Source organism: Brevundimonas aurifodinae, from assembly GCF_040195595.1.
GTDB classification, from domain to species: domain Bacteria; phylum Pseudomonadota; class Alphaproteobacteria; order Caulobacterales; family Caulobacteraceae; genus Brevundimonas; species Brevundimonas aurifodinae.
In genome coordinates this window covers 96,307-113,607 of sequence record NZ_JBEGDD010000009.1, presented here as the reverse complement: position 1 = coordinate 113,607, position 17,301 = coordinate 96,307, and the positions used below count along the sequence as shown (strand labels likewise).

The following is a 17,301-nucleotide window of genomic DNA, read 5'->3' as shown; positions in this document are numbered from 1 at the left end:
TGACAGGCGAAAAACTTACTCTGGGGCGGTCGGCGGCGAGGTAGGCCCGGATTGCGCCGGGGGCAAGGCGTCTTCGTCGGAAAAGCCTCTGCGAACGGACGAATCCACGACCGGACTGATGGCGTCCGCGCCGCGGCCGATGCCGGGCAGGATGATCTGGATGGCGCGGGCGGCTCCGGCGCTGAGCGGGCGAAGCGCCGCCTCCGACAGCCAGCGCGGCGTTCGCTCGCCCGGCAGGGCCGCGACGATGACCAGGTGAATGGCCCCCAGCAGCACCAGGGCCCGGCCCGAGCCGACGAGGATGCCCAGCAGCCGGTCGATGCCGCCCAGCGTCGGGTGGGCCTGGGCCTTCTTCGACAGAACCGAGCCGAAGATGCGGATGCCGAAATAGACCAGCAGGAAGGAGGCGATCGCCGCGAAGATGGAGCCCGCCCAGTCCGGATCGATCAGGGCGCGCCCGACCGGGGCCGTCAGCGGCAGGGCCACCAGCGCCAGAAAGGCCGCCAGGACGAAGCTGAGCAGGGTGATGATTTCGCGCGTGCCTCCGCGCACCCAGCCGGCCGCGGCCGAGGCGAGGATGACGAGCAGGGCGAAGGCGTCGAAGCCGGTCATTCCCTACGTCTCCTCCCCATCTTCGATGGGGAGGGGGACCGCGAAGCGGTGGAGGGGTTCTTGACGCCCCACGGATCGTGTCTGGTTCAAGAAGAACCCCTCCGTCTCTTCGCTACGCTACGATCCACCTCCCCATTCGCCAAACGGCGAACAGGGAGGAGACGATGTGCTTCTAATAGCGACTCTGCGAGATTCGTTCGACGGCTTCGGTCAGTCGGCTGACGGGCGTGATCGCCACGCCACCGCCCTTGACCGTCAGGGGCGGCGACAGGGCCTGGTCGAAGCCCAGCTTGTGCGCCTCGCGCAGCCGGGCCTCGGCGCGGCCGACCGCCCGGACCTCGCCCGACAGGCTGATCTCGCCGAAGACGATACAGCCCTGGGGCAGGGGGGTGTCGGTCACGGAACTGATCAGGGCGGCGGCGGCGGCCAGATCTGCGGCGGGCTCGTTGATCCTCAGGCCGCCCGCGACATTCAGATAGACGTCCTGATTGCCGAACCCGACGCCGCAGCGCGCCTCCAGCACCGCCAGCACCATGGCCAGGCGCCCGGTGTCCCAGCCGATGACGGCCCGCCGGGGCGTGCCATAGGCGGACGGAGCGACCAGGGCCTGAACCTCGACCAGTACGGGCCGGGACCCCTCGATGCCGGCGAAGACGGCCGCCCCGGCCGCGCGCTGGGTGTTTTCGCCCAGGAACAGGGCCGAAGGGTTGGACACCTCCGTCAGGCCCGCGTCGCCCATCTCGAACACGCCGATCTCGTCGGTCGCGCCGAAGCGGTTCTTGCCGGCGCGCAGGATGCGGAACGGATAGCCCCGCTCGCCCTCGAAGCTGAGGACCGCATCGACCATGTGCTCGACGACGCGGGGACCGGCGACCTGGCCGTCCTTGGTGACGTGGCCGACCAGGACAACGGCCGGGCCGCCGGCCTTGGCCAGCCGCACAAGCTCGCCGGCGCAGGCCCGCACCTGGGTGACCGAGCCGGGTCCGGCCTCGTGCGCGTCGGACCACAGGGTCTGGATGGAGTCGACGACGACGATGTCGAATTTCTCGCGCTTCAGGGTGCCGAGGATTTCGCGCAGCGCCGTGGCGCTGGCCAGTTCCACGGGGGCATTCGCCAGCCCCATCCGCTTGGCGCGGGAGCGGATCTGTTCGATCGCCTCCTCGCCCGAGATATAGGCCACGCGCCGGCCAGCGAGCGCCGCGCGCCCGGCGACGTCGAGCAGCAGCGTAGACTTGCCGACGCCGGGATCGCCGGACAGCAGGATGGCCGAGCCGGGAACGACGCCGCCGCCGCAGACGCGGTCGAACTCGGCCACGCCGGTGGTGATGCGGGGCGGCTCGGGCGTTTCGGACTGGAGCGATTCGAACGCCAGGCCCCGACTGCGCGCCGTGGCGGCGGGCTTCAGCGCGCCGGGTGGGGCCGATCGGCCCTCCTCGACGATGGTGTTCCAGTTGCCGCACGCCCCGCACTGGCCCGACCACTTGCCGTGGACCGCGCCGCAGGACTGACAGACATAGATCGCACCGTCTCTGGCCATGCGCCGGGGATAGACGATGCGGTGCGCCGAGGGGAGGGGGCGTGTGTCCCCCTACGTCCGCGTTTGACGTAGCCCTAGCCGGCGTTCGCCTCGGTCCAGGTAACGAGGCGGGTGTTCAACTCACGCGTGGCCAGGTCGAAAGCCTGGGCAATGGCGGAGATGCGGTTCTCGCCCGCCGACTGTTCGAAGGTGAAGACCTCCTCGGCCACAACGGTGCGCTCGGGGAAGCGCAGCAGGCGGGCGCGGGCGCTGATCGCCACGACCGGCACGGCCCCCTCATAGTCGTAGCGCGCCTCGAAGCTGCGGACATCGACGTCCAGGATGCGCGTGACCGGCGTCAGCTCGCGTCGGCCGATCATCCGCACCGTCCGCGCCTGACCGGCGAACGCGCTCTCGATGCTTTGGACATAGAGCTGCTGGGCGGGCGAGACCCAGCGCGCGCCGCCGATATAGGCCGCCTCGACCCCGGTCACGCCCAGAATGCGGTCGCCGCGCGAGGCCGCGGGGAACTCGACGGCGCGCAGCCGGACCTGGACGGGCGCGTCGATCGTGGCCGTCATCGGGGCCCCGGCGCTCTCGCCGAAGCGATACAGCTGGACCGGGTCGGGCGAGGACAGCAGCGCGCAGCCGGACAGGGAGACGGCGGCGGCCAGGGCGACGGACAGCGTGCGGATCACGGCTGGACCTCCAACTCTTCGGATTGCGGACGGCTGATGAAGTCGCGCGGACTGGCGCGCACATCGTCGATCAGGCCCTGGAGCGAATTGGTCGCTTCCTGCAGGCCCTGAATGGCCTCCAGCAGCTGAGGCACGCCGGTGGTGGCGACCTCTCCGACCGGGCCTTCCAGAGCGTTGGCCGTTCGGTTGATCGAGGCGATGGCGGTACGCGCATCGGCGGTGGCGGCGTTGATGTTCTCGACGGCCTCGGCCCCGTCCTCGTTGATCAGACGGCGGGCGTCGGCGCCCAGGGCCTGGTATTCGGCGATGGCGGCGTTGGCGGTTTGGAGCGCCTTCTCCAGGTCTTCGAACATGCCCTTGCGCGCTTCCAGCTCGGCGGTGAGGGATTCGATGTTCCTCAGGCTGGTCGAGAAGCTGCGCACATTGTCGTCGGACAGCACGCGGTTGATGCGGTTCAGGGCGTCGACGGTCTGGGCCAGGACGGTGCCGGAACCGCTGAGCAGTTCTGCGATCGGCGAGGGCTGGCTCTGGATCACGGGCACGACGTTGTCGGGATACTGGGTCTTGAGCAGGGCGCTGCCGTCGGTGCCGGCGGTCACCTGGATGTAGTTCAGGCCGGTGATGCCCTGCGGCTCCAGCTGGGCGCGGCTGGTGACGCGGACCGGTGTGGTGGCGTCCAGGCGCACGCGGGCAATGACCTGGTCGCCCTGGTTCGGATCCAGGTTCAGGTCGGTGACTTCTCCGACCCGGATGCCGTTGAAGTGCACCTCGCCGCCCTCCGACAGTCCGCGCACCGGTCCGTAGAAGACGATGTCGTAGATGTCGTAGTCGTCGTTGAACTGCAGCCGGGCCAGCCAGATGGCGAACACCGCGAGCGCCGCCAGTAGGGCGACGGTGGCGATGCCGACGGCGGCGTAATGGGCGTCTCGTTCCATCGGGTCCCCTCAGGCGGCCTTGGTTGCCGCGCGACCGCGCGGCCCCAGGAAGTATTCCTTGATCCACGGGTGGTCGGATGTTTCCAGCTCCTGCACCGTGGCCTTTTCGATCACCCGCTTGTCGGCCAGGACCGCGACCTTGTCGCAGATGGCATACAGGCTATCGAGGTCGTGGGTGATCATGAAGACGGTCAGGCCCAGGTCGTCCGACAGCTTGCGGATCAGGTCGTCGAACGCCGCCGCCCCGATCGGGTCCAGCCCTGCGGTCGGCTCGTCGAGGAAGATCAGCTCCGGGTCCAGCGACAGGGCGCGAGCCAGGCCGACGCGCTTTCGCATGCCGCCCGACAGCTCCGCCGGCTTCTGGTGATGGCTCTCGGGCTTGAGGCCGACCATGGCGATCTTCATCTCCGCCAGTTCGCGGATGGTGTCGTGCGGCAGGTTGGTGTGCTCGACCATGGGCGAGGCGACGTTCTCCAGCACCGTCAGGCTGCTGAACAGCGCCCCCTGCTGGAACAGGACGCCGGTGCGCCGCTCGATGTCGGCGGCCTGGGCCTCGGTCAACGCGCCCCGGTCGTGGCCGAAGATGCGGATGGCGCCCCCCTCGGGGTCCTTGAGGCCGATGATGGAGTTCAGCAGGACGGTCTTTCCAGTGCCCGACCCGCCGACGACGCCGAGAACCTCGCCGCGGACCACGTCCAGATCGAGGTCCTTGTGGATCACCTGATCGCCGAACTGGCTGAGCAGGCCGCGCACCTCGATGAGGTTTTCAGGCTTGGCGGCGGCGGCCGTGTCGTTCGCCGGGGCGCTCACAGGTTCAGCTCCAGGAAGATCAGGGCGAACACGGCGTCGAGCGCGATGATGGCGAAGATGGCCTGGACCACGGCGGCGGTGACCCGGCGGCCCAGGCTCTCGACGTCGCCAGCCACGGCCATGCCCTGACGACAACCGATGGCGGCGATGACGATGGCGAAGACCGGGGCCTTGATCATGCCGACCATCAGGTGCTGGCCCATCAGGGGATCCTCGCTGACGCGCTGGATGAAGAAGGCGGGGCCGTAGTCCAGCTGGCTCCAGGTCACCAGCGCTCCGCCCATGAAGCCCGCCAGCATGCCGACGAAGGTCAGCAGCGGCATCATCACCAGCATGGCCGCCAGGCGCGGGATGACCAGGGCTTGAAAGGGGTTCACCCCCATGACCTGCATGGCGTCCACCTCCTGGTTCATCCGCATCGAGCCGATCTCGGCCGCGAAGGACGAGGCCGAGCGACCGGCCAGCAGGATGGCGGTGATCAGAACCGCAAGCTCGCGCAGCACGGCGACGGCCACCAGCTGCACCGTGAAAACGCCCGCCCCGAACTGGGTCAGCAGGTTGGCCCCCAGGAAGGCGATCACCGCGCCGATGAAGAAGTTGGTCACGGCGATGATCGGCAGGGCATCCAGCCCCGCCCGGTCGGCCTGGCTGACCCAGGCGGCCCAGCGGATGTCGCCCGGTCGGCGGACCGCGTGGCCGCTGGCCCCCATCAGCCGCCCAAGGAAGGCCATGGACAGCAGGAACTCGGCGCCCGCGTCGTGGACGCCGTGGCCGATCTTGGCGAAGAAGCGGGTAAGGGACGGAGGGCGTGGGGCGGGGCCGGCGGTCTGACGCTCCAGCGTCTCGACCATGGCATAGATGCGGCCGGCCTCGGGACGGGTATCGAAGGCTCCACTTGGGATGGCGCAGCCCGAGGCCTGGACCAGCGCCAGGGCTCCGGCGGTGTCGAACCGGCCAAGTTCGGTCAGGTCGACGCTTTGCACCGAACGACCTTCGAGACGGTCGCCAAGCTTCACCGCCGCCTTGCCGAGCGACATGGTGGTCCAGTCGCCGGAAAGCTTCAGCACGGCACCGCCGCCGCCCGCGTCCTCGATCTGGAAATCCGCCGTGCTCATGCGACCACCCTTAGCCGAGCCCGCGCGAATCGCGAACGCCGCAGGTTGCGTAACCGCGTAATCAAAGCGGGCGCGTCGTCGGACTGCAACAGCTGATGACTTACGGCCTACAGCAGGGCCCGGACGCGCTGCAGATCGCGCACGAAGGCCTCGCGCTCCCGGACCCTGGCCGCCTCGTCCGGAAGGCGGAGCAGATACGAGGGGTGGATGGTGATCGTGGCGATCGATCCGTCCGCCATGGTCAGGGCCTGACCGCGATCCTGAGTGACCGCGACCTTGCGGCCCAGGACCCCCAGCGACGCGGTGGCACCCAGCGCCAGGGTGACAGCGGGCTTCACCAGCCGCCGCTCCTGATCCAGCCACCAGCGGCAGGCGGTGACTTCCGAGGCGACGGGGGTCTTGTGCAGCCGCCGCTTGCCGCGCGGCTCGTGCTTGAAGTGCTTGACCGCATTGGTGACGAAGACGTCGTCGCGATCGATGCCGGCGTCCTCCAACGCCTCGTTCAGAACCTGACCGGCAGGGCCGACGAAGGGGCGGCCGGCAAGGTCTTCCTGATCGCCCGGTTGCTCGCCGACGATCATCAATTTCGCCTGTTTGGGCCCCTCGCCGCAGACGCCCTGGGTGGCGTCACGCCACAGCGGACAGCGGCGACAGGCCTGAACCCCATGGCGGAGCTCATCGAGGGTCGAGGCGACGAAGCCCTCGTCGTACGATCCGTCGCGGACATGGCGCGCGATGGCCTTGGACAGGCGGGCGTTGGGTTCGGTGGGGGCGGCCTGGACCATGGTGTCGGTGCGAGCGCGCGAAGCGGCGACCAGTTCCGGGATCAGCTGGGCCTCGGGCAGGTTCTTCCAGTACCGCTTTGGCATCTCGCCCTGCATGGTCCTGGTCTTCAACCGGGCCGGGTTGAAGGTCGAGGCGTAATAGGTCTTCCAGAACTCCTCGATCTCGTCCTCCCGGGGCGCGTCTTCGGGCCGAGCGCCGGGGCCGAACGTCAGGGCCTCTCCGTCCCAGAAGCAGGAGCCGTCGGGCGTCAGGATCGACCACCGCATCGTCGTGAAACGCCGGACGAAGAAGCCCGCCGTCCGTTCCAGCACCCTGTGGGCCGGCTCGAACCAGGCGACATACGCCTCGCCCGCCTCGTCCTCGACCAGCCGGAACCGGACGAAGGCCTTCATCTTGTGCGAGGCGCGACTGACGTTCTTGGCCCGCTCCATCGCGTCGGCGACGTCGGGGTCGGAGACGATCCTCATCAGATCGGGCTGGTCGCGCAGCCGCCACAGCAGCCGGTACATCAGGTCGAACCGGTCGGCGGAGCGATGCAGGATCACGTCCTGGGCCACCTCGACGAAGGCCTTGGGGACAGTGAAACTCTCCTCCCTCTGTGCACCCCGGCGAAGGCCGGGGTCCAGATCACGGACGCCGCTGGAGGAGGGTGGGGCTGACCCGGCGGTATCCTGAACGCCTCCTTGCGAGTGCGTTTCTGGACCCCGGCCTTCGCCGGGGTGCACGGGAGAGAAAAGGTCGCTGGTGTGGGCTTGTCCCCGCACGACGAACCGCGCCTCGGCCGGCTCAACCCCCGCCAGACGGAACCGCCGCGCGGCCGCGCGCCAGCCGTCGAAGTCGGTCTCGTGCGCCAGTTCCGCGGTGGCCATCTCAGAACAACGTCAGCTGATCCGGCTTGGGTTCCGGCGCGATCCGCGCGCGCAGATCGACGGCGTCGGTCAGGCCTCCGGGCGTCCAGTCCAGGGTGGTGATGAAGGGGCGCACCTTGTCGATGCCGCGACACAGCCGGGCGACGTCCTCCAGCCTCAGCGTCCTGTAACGCCGGACCGAGATCATGCGGTTGACCGACTTCACCCCCAGACCCGGAACGCGCAGCAGCCGCTCGCGCGCGGCGGTGTTCACGTCCACCGGAAACTCGGCCCGCCGGTTGAGCGCCCAGGCCAGCTTCGGATCGATCGCCAGATCCAGCATCCCATTCACGGTCGCCTCGCCGATCTCGGGCGGCGAGAAACCATAGAACCGCATCAGCCAGTCGGCCTGATACAGCCGATGCTCGCGCATCAGCGGGGGCCGGGATACCGGTAGGGCTGAGCTGGCATCCGGAATCGGACTGAAGGCGGAATAATAGACGCGGCGCAGGCCATAGCCGCCGTAGAGGGAGGCGGATCGATCGATGATCTCGGTGTCCGGCGCGCCGTCGGCCCCCACGATCAGCTGGGTCGACTGGCCGGCGGGCGCGAACTTTGGCGGGCGGGCCTTGGCCTTCTTCTCGGGACGGGCCGCCTCGACCTGGCGCCGCACGTCCGCCATGGCCTTCTTGATGACGCCGACGTCCTTCTGGGGGGCCAGTCGCCCCATGGCCTCGTCGCGCGGCAGCTCGATGTTGGCCGACAGCCGGTCCGCATAGAGGCCCGCCTCCTCGACCAGCTTGGGATCGGCTTCCGGAATCAGCTTGAGGTGGATGTAGCCACGGAAGTCGTGCTCTTCTCGCAACTTCTTGGCCACCAGGACCAGCTGCTCCATCGTATAGTCGCCTGAGCGGATGATGCCCGACGACAGGAACAGGCCCTCAATGTAATTCCGGCGATAGAAGTTCAGCGTCAGCTCGACCACCTCGTCCACGCTGAACCGCGCGCGCTGCACGTTCGAGGACGTCCGATTGACGCAGTAGACGCAGTCGTAGATGCAGAAGTTGGTCAGCAGGATCTTGAGCAGGGACACGCACCGCCCGTCCGGCGTGTAGGCGTGGCAGATGCCCATGCCCTCGGTCGAGCCGATGCCCTTGCCCCCGCGACTGTCGCGCTTGGAGGTCCCGGACGAGGCGCAGGACGCGTCATATTTTGCGGCGTCGGCGAGGACCGAGAGTTTGCGCCGGAGATCGAGCTGAGCCATATGTTGCCATTATGTTCTCATTCAAGAGTCATGGCTAGGGTCAGCAAGTCGCAGGCTTCAACGCAGATAGTTCAGCAGCGACACTTCGCGCAGTTGGCTGACCACCTGGGCCGAGGCCTGGACGGCGATCTGTGACAACTGCAGGTCCGTCACCGCCTGAGCCAGGTCCGCGTCGGTCCGGTCCGAGACCAGCTCGTTCAAGGCCGTGATCTGGGCGGTGTGGCTGACCGACATCTGGTCGATCCGCTTCTGCAACGAGCCGTTGCGGGACGCCACGTCGACCGTGTCGTTGCGCGCCGCGTCCAGGCGCGACAGCTGCGCGGTGAGGAAGGCCTTCTGGGCCTCGGTCGGCTTGCCGGTCAGGGGGCCTGTGGCGGGGTTGTCGTGGTAGTCCTTGATGTCGCGGAAGATCTGAAAGACGTCGGTGCCGAGTTCATTGGCCAGGTATCCGGTCTCGACCGAGGTGTTCTCGGCGACGCGGGACACGGGTTTGATGGTGTCGTTGCCAAAGGTGTCGGCCACGGTCGCGGCGGCGGCGAGATCACCGAGCGTGCCCACCGACACCGGCGGATTGCTGGTGTCGGCCCCGGCGAACAGATAGCCGCCTTGGTGGCGCGCGTTCAGACCGTTCGAGACCGACTGGAAGAAGCCCTCCAGTTCCAGCATCAGGGTGCCGGCCGAATCCGAGGACAGCACGCCCGCAACGGCTTCGCGCGCGCCGCCGACCCCGTCGATGATCTGGTTCAACGCCAGGTCCTGGGCCCCCAGGCGGGCGGCGACGACCTCGCCGGTGTCGAGGAAGCCCTGCACCCGGCTGACCGCGCCCTTCAGCGCGGTCAGGGTCTCGGAGCCGCGCCCGAAGCCGGTCAGGTCGGTGGCGACCTTCTGGGTCGAAACGCGCTGGGAGGCGTCGGCCTGACGCTGCTGCGAGGCCATCAGGTCCAGTAGGGCGGATTGATAGTTCCCGGTGGTGGAGACGCGGCTCATCAGACCATCCTCAGAAGCGTGTCGTACATTTCACTGGCCGCCTGGATCAGCCGGGCGGAGGCGTTGAAAGCCTGCTGATAGACGGTCATCAGCACCAGTTCCTCGTCCAGGTTGACGCCCTCGTGGTTCGACTGGCGAGCCTGGGCCTCGGTGGCCAGGGCGACGGCGCTGTCGCGGCGGGTCTTGGCGGACTGGGCCTTGCCGCCGATCTCACCGGACAGTTCGGACGCGTAGCGCGAGACTGACAGGCTGCCGCCCGGGCTGTCGCCGGCGGCGGAGAAGCGCGCGGTGACCTGTCCGGCGTCCGCCAGGCCCAGGGCACCCCGGCCGTCGCCTGTCGACAGGGCGGCGGTGCCGGGCGCGGCCGAAAGGTTCAGTTGGGCCAGCGCCAGCTTCGACGGGCTCTGCTGGATGTCGGTGCGCACCTTGAAGCCGTCCGCGCGCGAGGCGCGAACGCCGCCGCCCAGGCCGAACAGCTCGGTCGCCGAGACCCCCGACGGAACCTGGGTCGTCGTGTCGGCCAGGACGCTGAGGCGGGGCGCGGGATCTCCGGAGGCGGTGAACTTCAGCTCGCCCGTCGTCGTGTCCAGCGCGTAGGCGCCATAGCGGCCGATCCCGGTGGCGGTGCTGTTCAGGGCGGTGACCAGGTCGGCGACGGTGCCGCCCGCCGGGATGGCCACCTGGATGTCGCGGATGCGCGCGCCGTCGGCTCCGGTGAAGCGGAAGGTCAGGGTCTCGCCCGCTGTGAAGCCGTGAGGCGAAGTCGCCGTCAGGCCCAGGTCGTAGAAAGACGGACGGTCGCTGGTGATCAGGTCGTTCAGGCCGAAATAGTGCGAAAAGCCGCGCCCGGCCTTGGTGCTGGGATTGGCCGCATCGTCGGCGATGGCGATGCCGTTGGTGCCCGCCGCCGTCAGACTGAGCCGTCCGTTGGTGAAGCTGGCCGTCGCCGCCCCGCCCAGGGCGGTGTTCAGGTCGGCCAGGAAGCTGGCGGGCGTCGAGGCCGCGCCGTTGATGGTCAGGGTTCCGCCCGAGAAGACGATGTCGGCCCGCGTCGTGATCGCGCCGGTCGTGGGATTGACCACGGCGATGCTGGTCCCGCCGGTGAAGCCGGTCAGGGCGGTCTGAAGCGACTGGCCGACGTTCTTGCCGGTCAGGGTGGTCGGCGGCGGCACGGCCGAGTTGGCGTTGTGGGCCCGGTTCAGTTCGTCAGCGACATGGGCGACCAGTTCGGCCAGCCGCTCGGCGGTCTGGGGCGCGTCGACGTCGCGTAGTTCCAGCAGGCCCTTGATCTCGCCCGACTTCAGACCCTCGGCCAGCGGACGCTTGGTCGCGCCGGGCTCCGTGACCCAGATCTCGTTGAAGCTGGTCTCGGCGTTGACGGTGCCGGCCCTGTTGTACTCCAGCGTCGCCGCGCCGTTGCCCGCCAGCAGGACGCCCGCGCCCGTGCGGATCGACACGCCACCGACCGCCCGCTGGGTCACCTGCACGTCCAGGATCGACGACAACTCGCCGACCAGTCGGGCCTGCTGGGTCTGGGCCCCGGAGGCGTCGCCGTCCAGGACCACCGCCCGGGCGATATCCAGGTTCAGGGTCTCGATCTGCTGCAGCAGGCTGTTGGCCTTCTCGACCGCGCTCTTCAGCCGGCCGTCGGCGTCTTCGCGCACGGCCTGGATCTGGCTGGAGATGCGCGAGGCCTCGTCCAGGACGCTCTGCGACTTGAACAGGGCGTCCTGGCGGCGCGGGCCGCTGGTCGGGTCTTCGGCGGCCACGGCGAAGGACGAGAATATGTCGTCGATCTGCGAGAAGAAGCCGGTGTCGCCGCCCGGGTCGCCAAACAGGGACTGGATGCGGTCGTACAGTTCGTAGCGCACGCCCTGACGGCTGGCCTCGGCCCCGGCCGACAGGGAGGCCGCCTGGAGGAACCGATCCGTCGCCAGGCGGATGCGCGCGACTTCGACGCCCGAGCCCACGCCCTGGGTGGTCAGCGAGACCTGGTCGGCGATCTTGCGGACATATCCCGGCGTGTTGACGTTGGAGACGTTGTCCGAGACCACGCGTAGCTGGGTCTGGGCCGTCTGCAGGCCGGAGTTGGCGATGTTCAGGATGGAGTTCAGGCTCATCCGGTTAACCCTCCGCCCGGCAAGCCCTGCCCGGAACGTTGCGAAGTTTGCCCAGCCGCCATGGATCGGCGATCGGACATCCCGTTGTTTTGACTAGATAAAGAATCGCGACGGCGTTTCATGATCCAGTTGACGCGCAAGTGGCGGGCCAGTCGCTCGGTTGGCACCGCCACCGGGCAAAAAACGTCACCGGCGCGGCAAGAAGCGTCCGTCGCCCGACGGTTCAGGAGCGGCGCGTACACGGAAATTTCCTCGCTATGACAGTGGGTTGACGCCCCGGTCGGGATCTGGCCCGGCGTTTGCGACGGCGGTTCCGAAAGTTCCGGCGCAGCAGGCGCCACGCCCTCCAGACAGAACCGCCTGCGCCCCATGTCGACATCCGCCTTCGCCGCCGTCCTCGGCCCGATCACCGGGTCCACCGCCCCCGCCCGGGGGGTGAAGGCCGATGCGCGCCCGACGAGCGACGACGGGGATTTCGCGACGGCGCTGAGGGTTTCGCCTGCGAGCGACGTCGCGGCTGAACCGACGCCGGTCCGCGCCGGGAAGGGCCGCGAAGAGGTCGCCGCGACCGAGATCGCCGAGGCCGCGCCCGCCGTCGCGCCGCTCGTGGACGTCCCTGCGACGGTCGCGACGGCCGCTGTCCCGCCTCCGGTGCTTATCCCGGAAGCGCCCCAGGCTGATGTAGCCGTCGGTGTCGCTCCGGCCGCCCCGGCCCTGGTGGAAGACCAGGGTGACGCCGACGCTCTCGCGGGGGTCGCCCCGAGCCCCGACGATGAGCCCGCTCAGGCGTCCTCGCTCCCGGTGGTGGACCTCAAACGGCCTGCGCAAGCCAGTGCCGTCGTCGAAGCCGCTCAGGCCAAGTCCGCTGTAGCCGACCCATCGCAGCGAAAGCCGCTTCCAGTCGAGGCCGCCGAACCCACCGCCGCACCGACCGAGCCCAGGGTCGTCGCGCCACCCGCCTCGGACCGGGCCCGCGAGGTGGCGGCCGCGCGCTCCGCCGTTCAGAACTCCCTTCAGCCTCCTGTTCGGCCCGCCAAGGGTGCCGGGGGGGCGTCCGTCGCAACCTCGCCTGTGCCGGTCGAGGGCGCGGCTTCGCCTGAGGGTGAAGTGGAGCCCGCCGCTCCGCTGGCCCCGCCGCTGCCGGCCGAGCCGGGCCGCGTGCGCGACGTCATCGACCGGGCGACCACGCGCGCCACGAGCGACGCGCCCTCCGCCGATTCCAACGCCTCCGCCTCTGGTGCCGCCAAGTCGACCGAGTCGACGGGGTCGTCGTCGACCGCCGCCGTCCCGCCGAAGCCCGCACCCGCGAGCGAGATCGCACCACCGCCGGTCGCCTCGACTCTGGTGGCCGAGGAGCCCCCGACGACGCAATCGGGCGCCGCCCCCCAGCCCGTCCCGGAGGCTCAAGCCGCCGAGGCCGCTCAGGCACCGGGCCTGTCCACCCTGTCCCGGACAGCGGTCGAGACCACCGCCCAGATCGCCGCCCAGATCGTCCGCAGGCTGGAGGGTCGCTCGACCCGCTTTGAAATGGCCCTGACGCCCGAGGGGCTGGGCCGCGTCGACATCAGTCTGGACATCGAAGCCGACGGGTCGCTGCGGGCGACATTGGCGTTCGACAACCCGGTCGCGGCGACCGACCTGCGGGGTCGCGCCGACGAACTGCGCCGCCAGCTGACCGACGCCGGCTTCACCCTGGCCGACGACGCCCTGTCGTTCGCCGATCGCGATCCGTCGGCGGGGCAGGGCGGTGGTTTCGACCGCCCCTCGGACCGCCACAACGCCCGCGCCTTCGGGGCCGCCTCGCGCCTGTCGGTCGAGGCTGACGCGTTGGCCCAGGCCCCGAGCTGGATTCAACTCAGCCCGACGCCGAGCGGCGTCGATATGAAGGTCTGATCCATGATCGACGCCCTCACCACCACGACCGAGGCTGCCAGCCGGACGAACGCCAGCCGGACCAGCCTGGTCTCGAACTTCGAGACCTTTCTGAGCCTGCTGACCGCCCAGCTGAAGAACCAGGACCCGTTGTCGCCGCTCGATTCCAATGAGTTCACGGCTCAGCTGACCCAGATGACGGGCGTCGAGCAGCAACTGCTGACCAACGACCTTCTGACCAGTCTGCTCGCGGCCCAGCAGGGCGGGGGCTTGTCGGGGGCCACGACCTATATCGGCAAGGACGCCACGGCCGTCTGGTCGGCGGCGCGGCTCGAGGGCGGTGAGGCGGCCTGGAGTTATGAGCTGGGCGCGTCCGCCTCGTCGGCCGAACTGCAGGTCCTCGATTCGACCGGCAAGGTGGTCTGGACTGGCCCGGCCCCCGAACGGACCGAGGGCACCCATGACTTCGTCTGGGACGGCAAGACCACCGCCGGCGGACAGCTGACCGACGGCGGGGTCTACACCCTGAAGGTTGTCGCCAAGAACGGGACCGCGGACGTCGACGCCCAGGTCCTGACCCGCGGCCGGGTCACCGGCGTCGAGATGTACGACGGTCAACCCTACCTGACGATCGGCACATCCATCGTGCCCCTCAGCGCCGTGATCGGCGTCGAGGAGCGGACGGCCGAAACCACCGAACCGCCGGCCGAGGACGACCCCGGCCTGATGTCCTCGATCGCCTCTGCTCTCAATCCCCTCAAGTTGCTTTCCTAAGGAACTCCCGCCATGAGCATCAACTCCGCCCTTCTCGCCGGCGTATCCGGGCTGACGGCCAACTCGGCCGCCCTCGCCGCGATCTCGCAGAACATCGCCAACGTGAACACGGTTGGCTACAAGCGCACCTCGGCCGAGTTCTCGACGGTCGTGAACTCCCAGAGCGCGGGCACCGGCTATTCGGCCGGCGGCGTGCTGGCCAACCAGCGCAACTTCATCTCCCAGCCCGGACAGTTGCAGCGGACCACGTCCTCGACGGACCTCGGGATCGCCGGTCAGGGCTTCTTCGTCACTACCGAGAAGGCAGAGAACCTGGACGCCGGTGACGCCCGCCTGTTCACGAGGGCGGGCGCCTTCCGGGTCGATAGCTTCGGGTATCTGAAGAACACCTCTGGCCTGTATCTGCAGGGCTGGCCCGTGGATTCTGACGGCAATATCGCGACCGACCCGTCGGACCTGAACCGGCTGCGCTCGATCAATGTCGGCTCCGTCGGCGGCACGGCCGAGGCCTCGACCCGCGCGCAGCTGAACGCCAACCTGCAGTCCAGCCAGGCGGTCTCGCCGGACTTCGCGACCTACAACGCCACGACCAATCCGATGTCGATCTACGATGCCGAGGCGGGCACCGGGTTCAGGCCCGACTTCCGCATCACGGTGCCGATCTCGGACTCCAAGGGTGGCCAGAGGACTCTGGCCTATTCATTCCTGAAGACCGCGAACTCCAACGAATGGCTGGCCGAGGTGCACGTCATTCCCGCGACGGACATCGACAACGGCACGACGACGCCGGAAACGGGCATACTGAGGTCGGGCCGGGTCCTGTTTACCCAAGACGGCCGGCTGGACGTGGACGGCATGATCGCCGCGGAAACGGCGACGCCGGGCTCGATGCTGTTCGCCGATCCCGCCGCCGCCGTCGTCTCGCTGAACGCCTCCGACTCGGCCGTGGTGCCCAGCTTGACCGCTCCCAAGTGGGCCACCACCCTCGGTATCGACGATCAGGCGGTCACCTTCGATCTGACCGCCTCGGCGGGCGGGCTGACGCAGTACGACTCGGACTCCATCGTCCAGGCCGTGGTCACCAACGGTACGGCTTTCGGCAATCTGTCGAACATCGAGATCGACGACGAGGGCTTCGTCACCGCCATCTTCGATAACGGCGTGACGCGCCGGATCGCCCAGGTCGCCCTGGCCACCTTCACCAGCGCCGACAGCCTGACGACCGCCAACGGCAACGCCTACCGGGTCAGCCAGGGCTCGGGCACCTATAATCTGAAAGCACCGGGCACAGGTGGTGCGGGGCTGATCGGGGCGTCGCAGCTGGAAGCCTCGACTGTCGATCTGTCGGCGGAGTTCACCGGCCTGATCACCACCCAGCGGGCCTATTCCGCCTCCTCCAAGATCATCACCACAGCCGACGAAATGCTGGCTGAGCTCATCAGCATCAAACGCTGATATTCAGGTAACGCGTCGTTAGACTGAATGAATCATTACTCAAAAATCGCTGAACGGGGCCGGTACGGCGGGGCTGGATGTTATGTCTTCCTTCACCACGACGCTAAACCGGGCCTTAGCGGCGGCGCGCTACAAGTCTCGTTCATTGGTGGTGGTGAATGAGGCATAAGCCCATGTTGCAAGAGCGTCGCGTCAACAAGGACGGCGAACAATATGTGGTCGGTCCGACGGGCACGCCCCTGACGATGCGCGACCTGCCGCCGCCCAACACGGATCGCTGGGTCATCCGTCGCAAGGCCGAGGTCGTGGCCGCCGTCCGCGGGGGTTTGATCCCGCTGGAGGACGCCCTGACCCGCTATCGTCTGACGGCCGAGGAGTTCCTGGCCTGGCAGAAGGCGATCGACAAATGGGGCATGCAGGGCCTGCGCACCACGCGGATCCAGAACTACCGCTCCTAGTCCCGCCTCCCCGAATGCAGGACGGCCGCGCCCGGTGACGGGAGCGGCCGTTTCGCTGTCCGGCGTTCAGTCGCTTCGAGGCGGACGGGTGGGCACCAGCTTGCGTCGTTGCCGGGCGAGCGCGAGGGGTAGGCCGGACGGGGAAAAGGCGACGCCGTCGTCCAGCGCCCAACCACCGCCCACGTCGCGCACCGTGAACTGAAATACTGCCCATCCCTCCGGCGACGTCTCCGGGGTCAGGGGCTCGATGAAGTCATAGCGCAGGTCGACGCTGGCCGAGATGACGGGGGGGCCGCGCAGAACCGTCATGTAGGCGGGGAAGATGCCGTCCAGCAGGAAGCAAAGGTCCCATACGTCCAGAGGCTTGTGTTCGGCTGTACGCATCCACAGGCGCAGCGTGGGATCGGAGACGTCGTTGCCGCCCGCGAGCCGGGGCCCGCCGTCGAAGCGGCGCTCGATGTATCGGGTGAACGAGGGAGCCAGGGTCGGGTCTACGGCAGTGTCGTCCAGAGCCTGGAACGGGGTCGTGGGCGGCGTCAGCGGTTTGATGGAGGGGCTGGGCGAGACCTTGCCGAAGGTCGCGAGCGCAGACAGCGCCGGGCGACCCGGCTGACCCGCCTCGATCCTGGCGTAGGCGACGGAGCGGCCGCCGCGCAGCAGGGTCGGGGTAAAGTCGCACGCCTCGAACCGGGCCGCGGCCAGATACTGGATCGTCAGAGTTTGCAGAGGCACCGTCAATCCGAGGCCTTCGCTCGCGGCGCGCGCGGCCAACGCCGCCATCAGGCCGCCGAAGGGTGCCCCCTTGTCGGGGTCCATGGCCAGGGCCGCGTTCGAGAAATCCCGTGTCAGGTTCGTCGTCAGACGCCCGTCGCCCGAAGGCGTCAGCGTCAAAGCCTCGGTCAGAGTCTGCATGGACGCGGCCTTGTCTTGGAAAAGGAGACGGGCGGAAGCCTGCCTCCGCCCGTCAGTCATGGGAATGCAGGAAACGCCGCGTGCCAGACGCAATGTTCGTTGCCAAACGAGACTGACTGACCGCGTCGTTTTTGGCAAC

The 17,301-nt window shown here is 68.7% G+C and carries 15 protein-coding genes; 4 read left to right on the top strand and 11 right to left on the bottom strand.

The annotated features are described in order from the left end of the window. Nucleotides 1-15 precede the first annotated feature (15 nt). The 10 genes from ABN401_RS11750 to flgK all read right to left on the bottom strand — a co-directional run bounded on the left by ABN401_RS11750 (nt 16) and on the right by flgK (nt 11,691). Nucleotides 16-612, bottom strand: a complete 597-nt coding sequence (locus ABN401_RS11750) for a CvpA family protein (protein WP_349685038.1) — start codon at nt 610-612, stop codon at nt 16-18. A gap of 172 nt (nt 613-784) precedes the next feature. Next, nucleotides 785-2,149 carry a DNA repair protein RadA gene (gene radA / locus ABN401_RS11745; protein ID WP_349685037.1) on the bottom strand — a complete coding sequence of 455 codons (1,365 nt, stop codon included), beginning with the start codon at nt 2,147-2,149 and terminating at the stop codon, nt 785-787. 74 nt (nt 2,150-2,223) lie between these two features. Beyond that, nucleotides 2,224-2,826 (bottom strand): ABC-type transport auxiliary lipoprotein family protein, encoded by a 603-nt coding sequence (locus ABN401_RS11740; protein WP_349685036.1) that lies wholly within the window; start codon nt 2,824-2,826, stop codon nt 2,224-2,226. Next, nucleotides 2,823-3,761 (bottom strand): MlaD family protein, encoded by a 939-nt coding sequence (locus ABN401_RS11735; protein WP_349685035.1) that lies wholly within the window; start codon nt 3,759-3,761, stop codon nt 2,823-2,825. The genes ABN401_RS11740 and ABN401_RS11735 overlap by 4 nt, the downstream gene beginning before the upstream one ends. Nucleotides 3,762-3,770: 9 nt before the next feature. Beyond that, the gene (locus ABN401_RS11730; protein ID WP_349685034.1) at nt 3,771-4,571 is read right to left on the bottom strand and encodes an ABC transporter ATP-binding protein; all 801 of its coding nucleotides are present in this window, start codon (nt 4,569-4,571) and stop codon (nt 3,771-3,773) included. Then, complete coding sequence (locus tag ABN401_RS11725; RefSeq protein WP_349685033.1) at nt 4,568-5,686, bottom strand: ABC transporter permease; 1,119 nt, start codon at nt 5,684-5,686, stop codon at nt 4,568-4,570. Before ABN401_RS11725 ends, ABN401_RS11730 begins: the two co-directional genes overlap by 4 nt. A 107-nt stretch (nt 5,687-5,793) precedes the next feature. Next, the gene (locus ABN401_RS11720) at nt 5,794-7,341 is read right to left on the bottom strand and encodes a UdgX family uracil-DNA binding protein (protein ID WP_349685032.1); all 1,548 of its coding nucleotides are present in this window, start codon (nt 7,339-7,341) and stop codon (nt 5,794-5,796) included. A 1-nt stretch (nt 7,342) separates the two neighbouring features. Further along, entirely contained in the window at nt 7,343-8,584 is a 1,242-nt protein-coding gene (locus tag ABN401_RS11715) for a putative DNA modification/repair radical SAM protein (RefSeq protein WP_349685031.1), read from the bottom strand. Between the two features lie 57 nt (nt 8,585-8,641). Then, nucleotides 8,642-9,571 (bottom strand): flagellin, encoded by a 930-nt coding sequence (locus ABN401_RS11710; RefSeq protein ID WP_349685030.1) that lies wholly within the window; start codon nt 9,569-9,571, stop codon nt 8,642-8,644. After that, nucleotides 9,571-11,691 carry a flagellar hook-associated protein FlgK gene (flgK, locus tag ABN401_RS11705; RefSeq protein ID WP_349685029.1) on the bottom strand — a complete coding sequence of 707 codons (2,121 nt, stop codon included), beginning with the start codon at nt 11,689-11,691 and terminating at the stop codon, nt 9,571-9,573. The genes ABN401_RS11710 and flgK overlap by 1 nt, the downstream gene beginning before the upstream one ends. A gap of 369 nt (nt 11,692-12,060) precedes the next feature. Between flgK and ABN401_RS11700 the strand changes: the two genes are divergently transcribed. From ABN401_RS11700 to sciP, 4 genes are all read left to right on the top strand, one after another. Further along, nucleotides 12,061-13,584: a flagellar hook-length control protein FliK gene (locus ABN401_RS11700; RefSeq protein WP_349685028.1), complete on the top strand. Its 1,524-nt coding sequence runs from the start codon at nt 12,061-12,063 to the stop codon at nt 13,582-13,584. 3 nt (nt 13,585-13,587) lie between these two features. Continuing rightward, nucleotides 13,588-14,337: a flagellar hook assembly protein FlgD gene (locus ABN401_RS11695; protein WP_349685027.1), complete on the top strand. Its 750-nt coding sequence runs from the start codon at nt 13,588-13,590 to the stop codon at nt 14,335-14,337. Nucleotides 14,338-14,349: 12 nt separating this feature from the next. Then, nucleotides 14,350-15,792, top strand: coding sequence for a flagellar hook protein FlgE (locus tag ABN401_RS11690; protein ID WP_349685026.1), 1,443 nt, complete (start codon nt 14,350-14,352; stop codon nt 15,790-15,792). 173 nt (nt 15,793-15,965) lie between these two features. Beyond that, on the top strand, nt 15,966-16,250 hold the full coding sequence (sciP, locus tag ABN401_RS11685) for a CtrA inhibitor SciP (protein WP_349685085.1): 285 nt from the start codon (nt 15,966-15,968) through the stop codon (nt 16,248-16,250). Between the two features lie 66 nt (nt 16,251-16,316). On the opposite strand, the gene ABN401_RS11680 is transcribed toward sciP, so the two are convergent. Continuing rightward, on the bottom strand, nt 16,317-17,162 hold the full coding sequence (locus tag ABN401_RS11680) for an acyl-CoA thioesterase (RefSeq protein WP_349685025.1): 846 nt from the start codon (nt 17,160-17,162) through the stop codon (nt 16,317-16,319). Nucleotides 17,163-17,301: the final 139 nt, after the last annotated feature.

What these genes read in the sequence shown, in the direction of transcription:
- ABN401_RS11750 (WP_349685038.1), bottom strand. Translation starts at nt 612, where the DNA reads ATGACCGGCTTCGACGCCTTCGCCCTGCTCGTCATCCTCGCCTCGGCC.
- radA (WP_349685037.1), bottom strand. Translation starts at nt 2,149, where the DNA reads ATGGCCAGAGACGGTGCGATCTATGTCTGTCAGTCCTGCGGCGCGGTC.
- ABN401_RS11735 (WP_349685035.1), bottom strand. Translation starts at nt 3,761, where the DNA reads ATGGAACGAGACGCCCATTACGCCGCCGTCGGCATCGCCACCGTCGCC.
- ABN401_RS11725 (WP_349685033.1), bottom strand. Translation starts at nt 5,686, where the DNA reads ATGAGCACGGCGGATTTCCAGATCGAGGACGCGGGCGGCGGCGGTGCC.
- ABN401_RS11720 (WP_349685032.1), bottom strand. Translation starts at nt 7,341, where the DNA reads ATGGCCACCGCGGAACTGGCGCACGAGACCGACTTCGACGGCTGGCGC.
- ABN401_RS11715 (WP_349685031.1), bottom strand. Translation starts at nt 8,584, where the DNA reads ATGGCTCAGCTCGATCTCCGGCGCAAACTCTCGGTCCTCGCCGACGCC.
- ABN401_RS11710 (WP_349685030.1), bottom strand. Translation starts at nt 9,571, where the DNA reads ATGAGCCGCGTCTCCACCACCGGGAACTATCAATCCGCCCTACTGGAC.
- flgK (WP_349685029.1), bottom strand. Translation starts at nt 11,691, where the DNA reads ATGAGCCTGAACTCCATCCTGAACATCGCCAACTCCGGCCTGCAGACG.
- ABN401_RS11700 (WP_349685028.1), top strand. Translation starts at nt 12,061, where the DNA reads ATGTCGACATCCGCCTTCGCCGCCGTCCTCGGCCCGATCACCGGGTCC.
- ABN401_RS11695 (WP_349685027.1), top strand. Translation starts at nt 13,588, where the DNA reads ATGATCGACGCCCTCACCACCACGACCGAGGCTGCCAGCCGGACGAAC.
- ABN401_RS11690 (WP_349685026.1), top strand. Translation starts at nt 14,350, where the DNA reads ATGAGCATCAACTCCGCCCTTCTCGCCGGCGTATCCGGGCTGACGGCC.
- sciP (WP_349685085.1), top strand. Translation starts at nt 15,966, where the DNA reads ATGTTGCAAGAGCGTCGCGTCAACAAGGACGGCGAACAATATGTGGTC.
- ABN401_RS11680 (WP_349685025.1), bottom strand. Translation starts at nt 17,162, where the DNA reads ATGCAGACTCTGACCGAGGCTTTGACGCTGACGCCTTCGGGCGACGGG.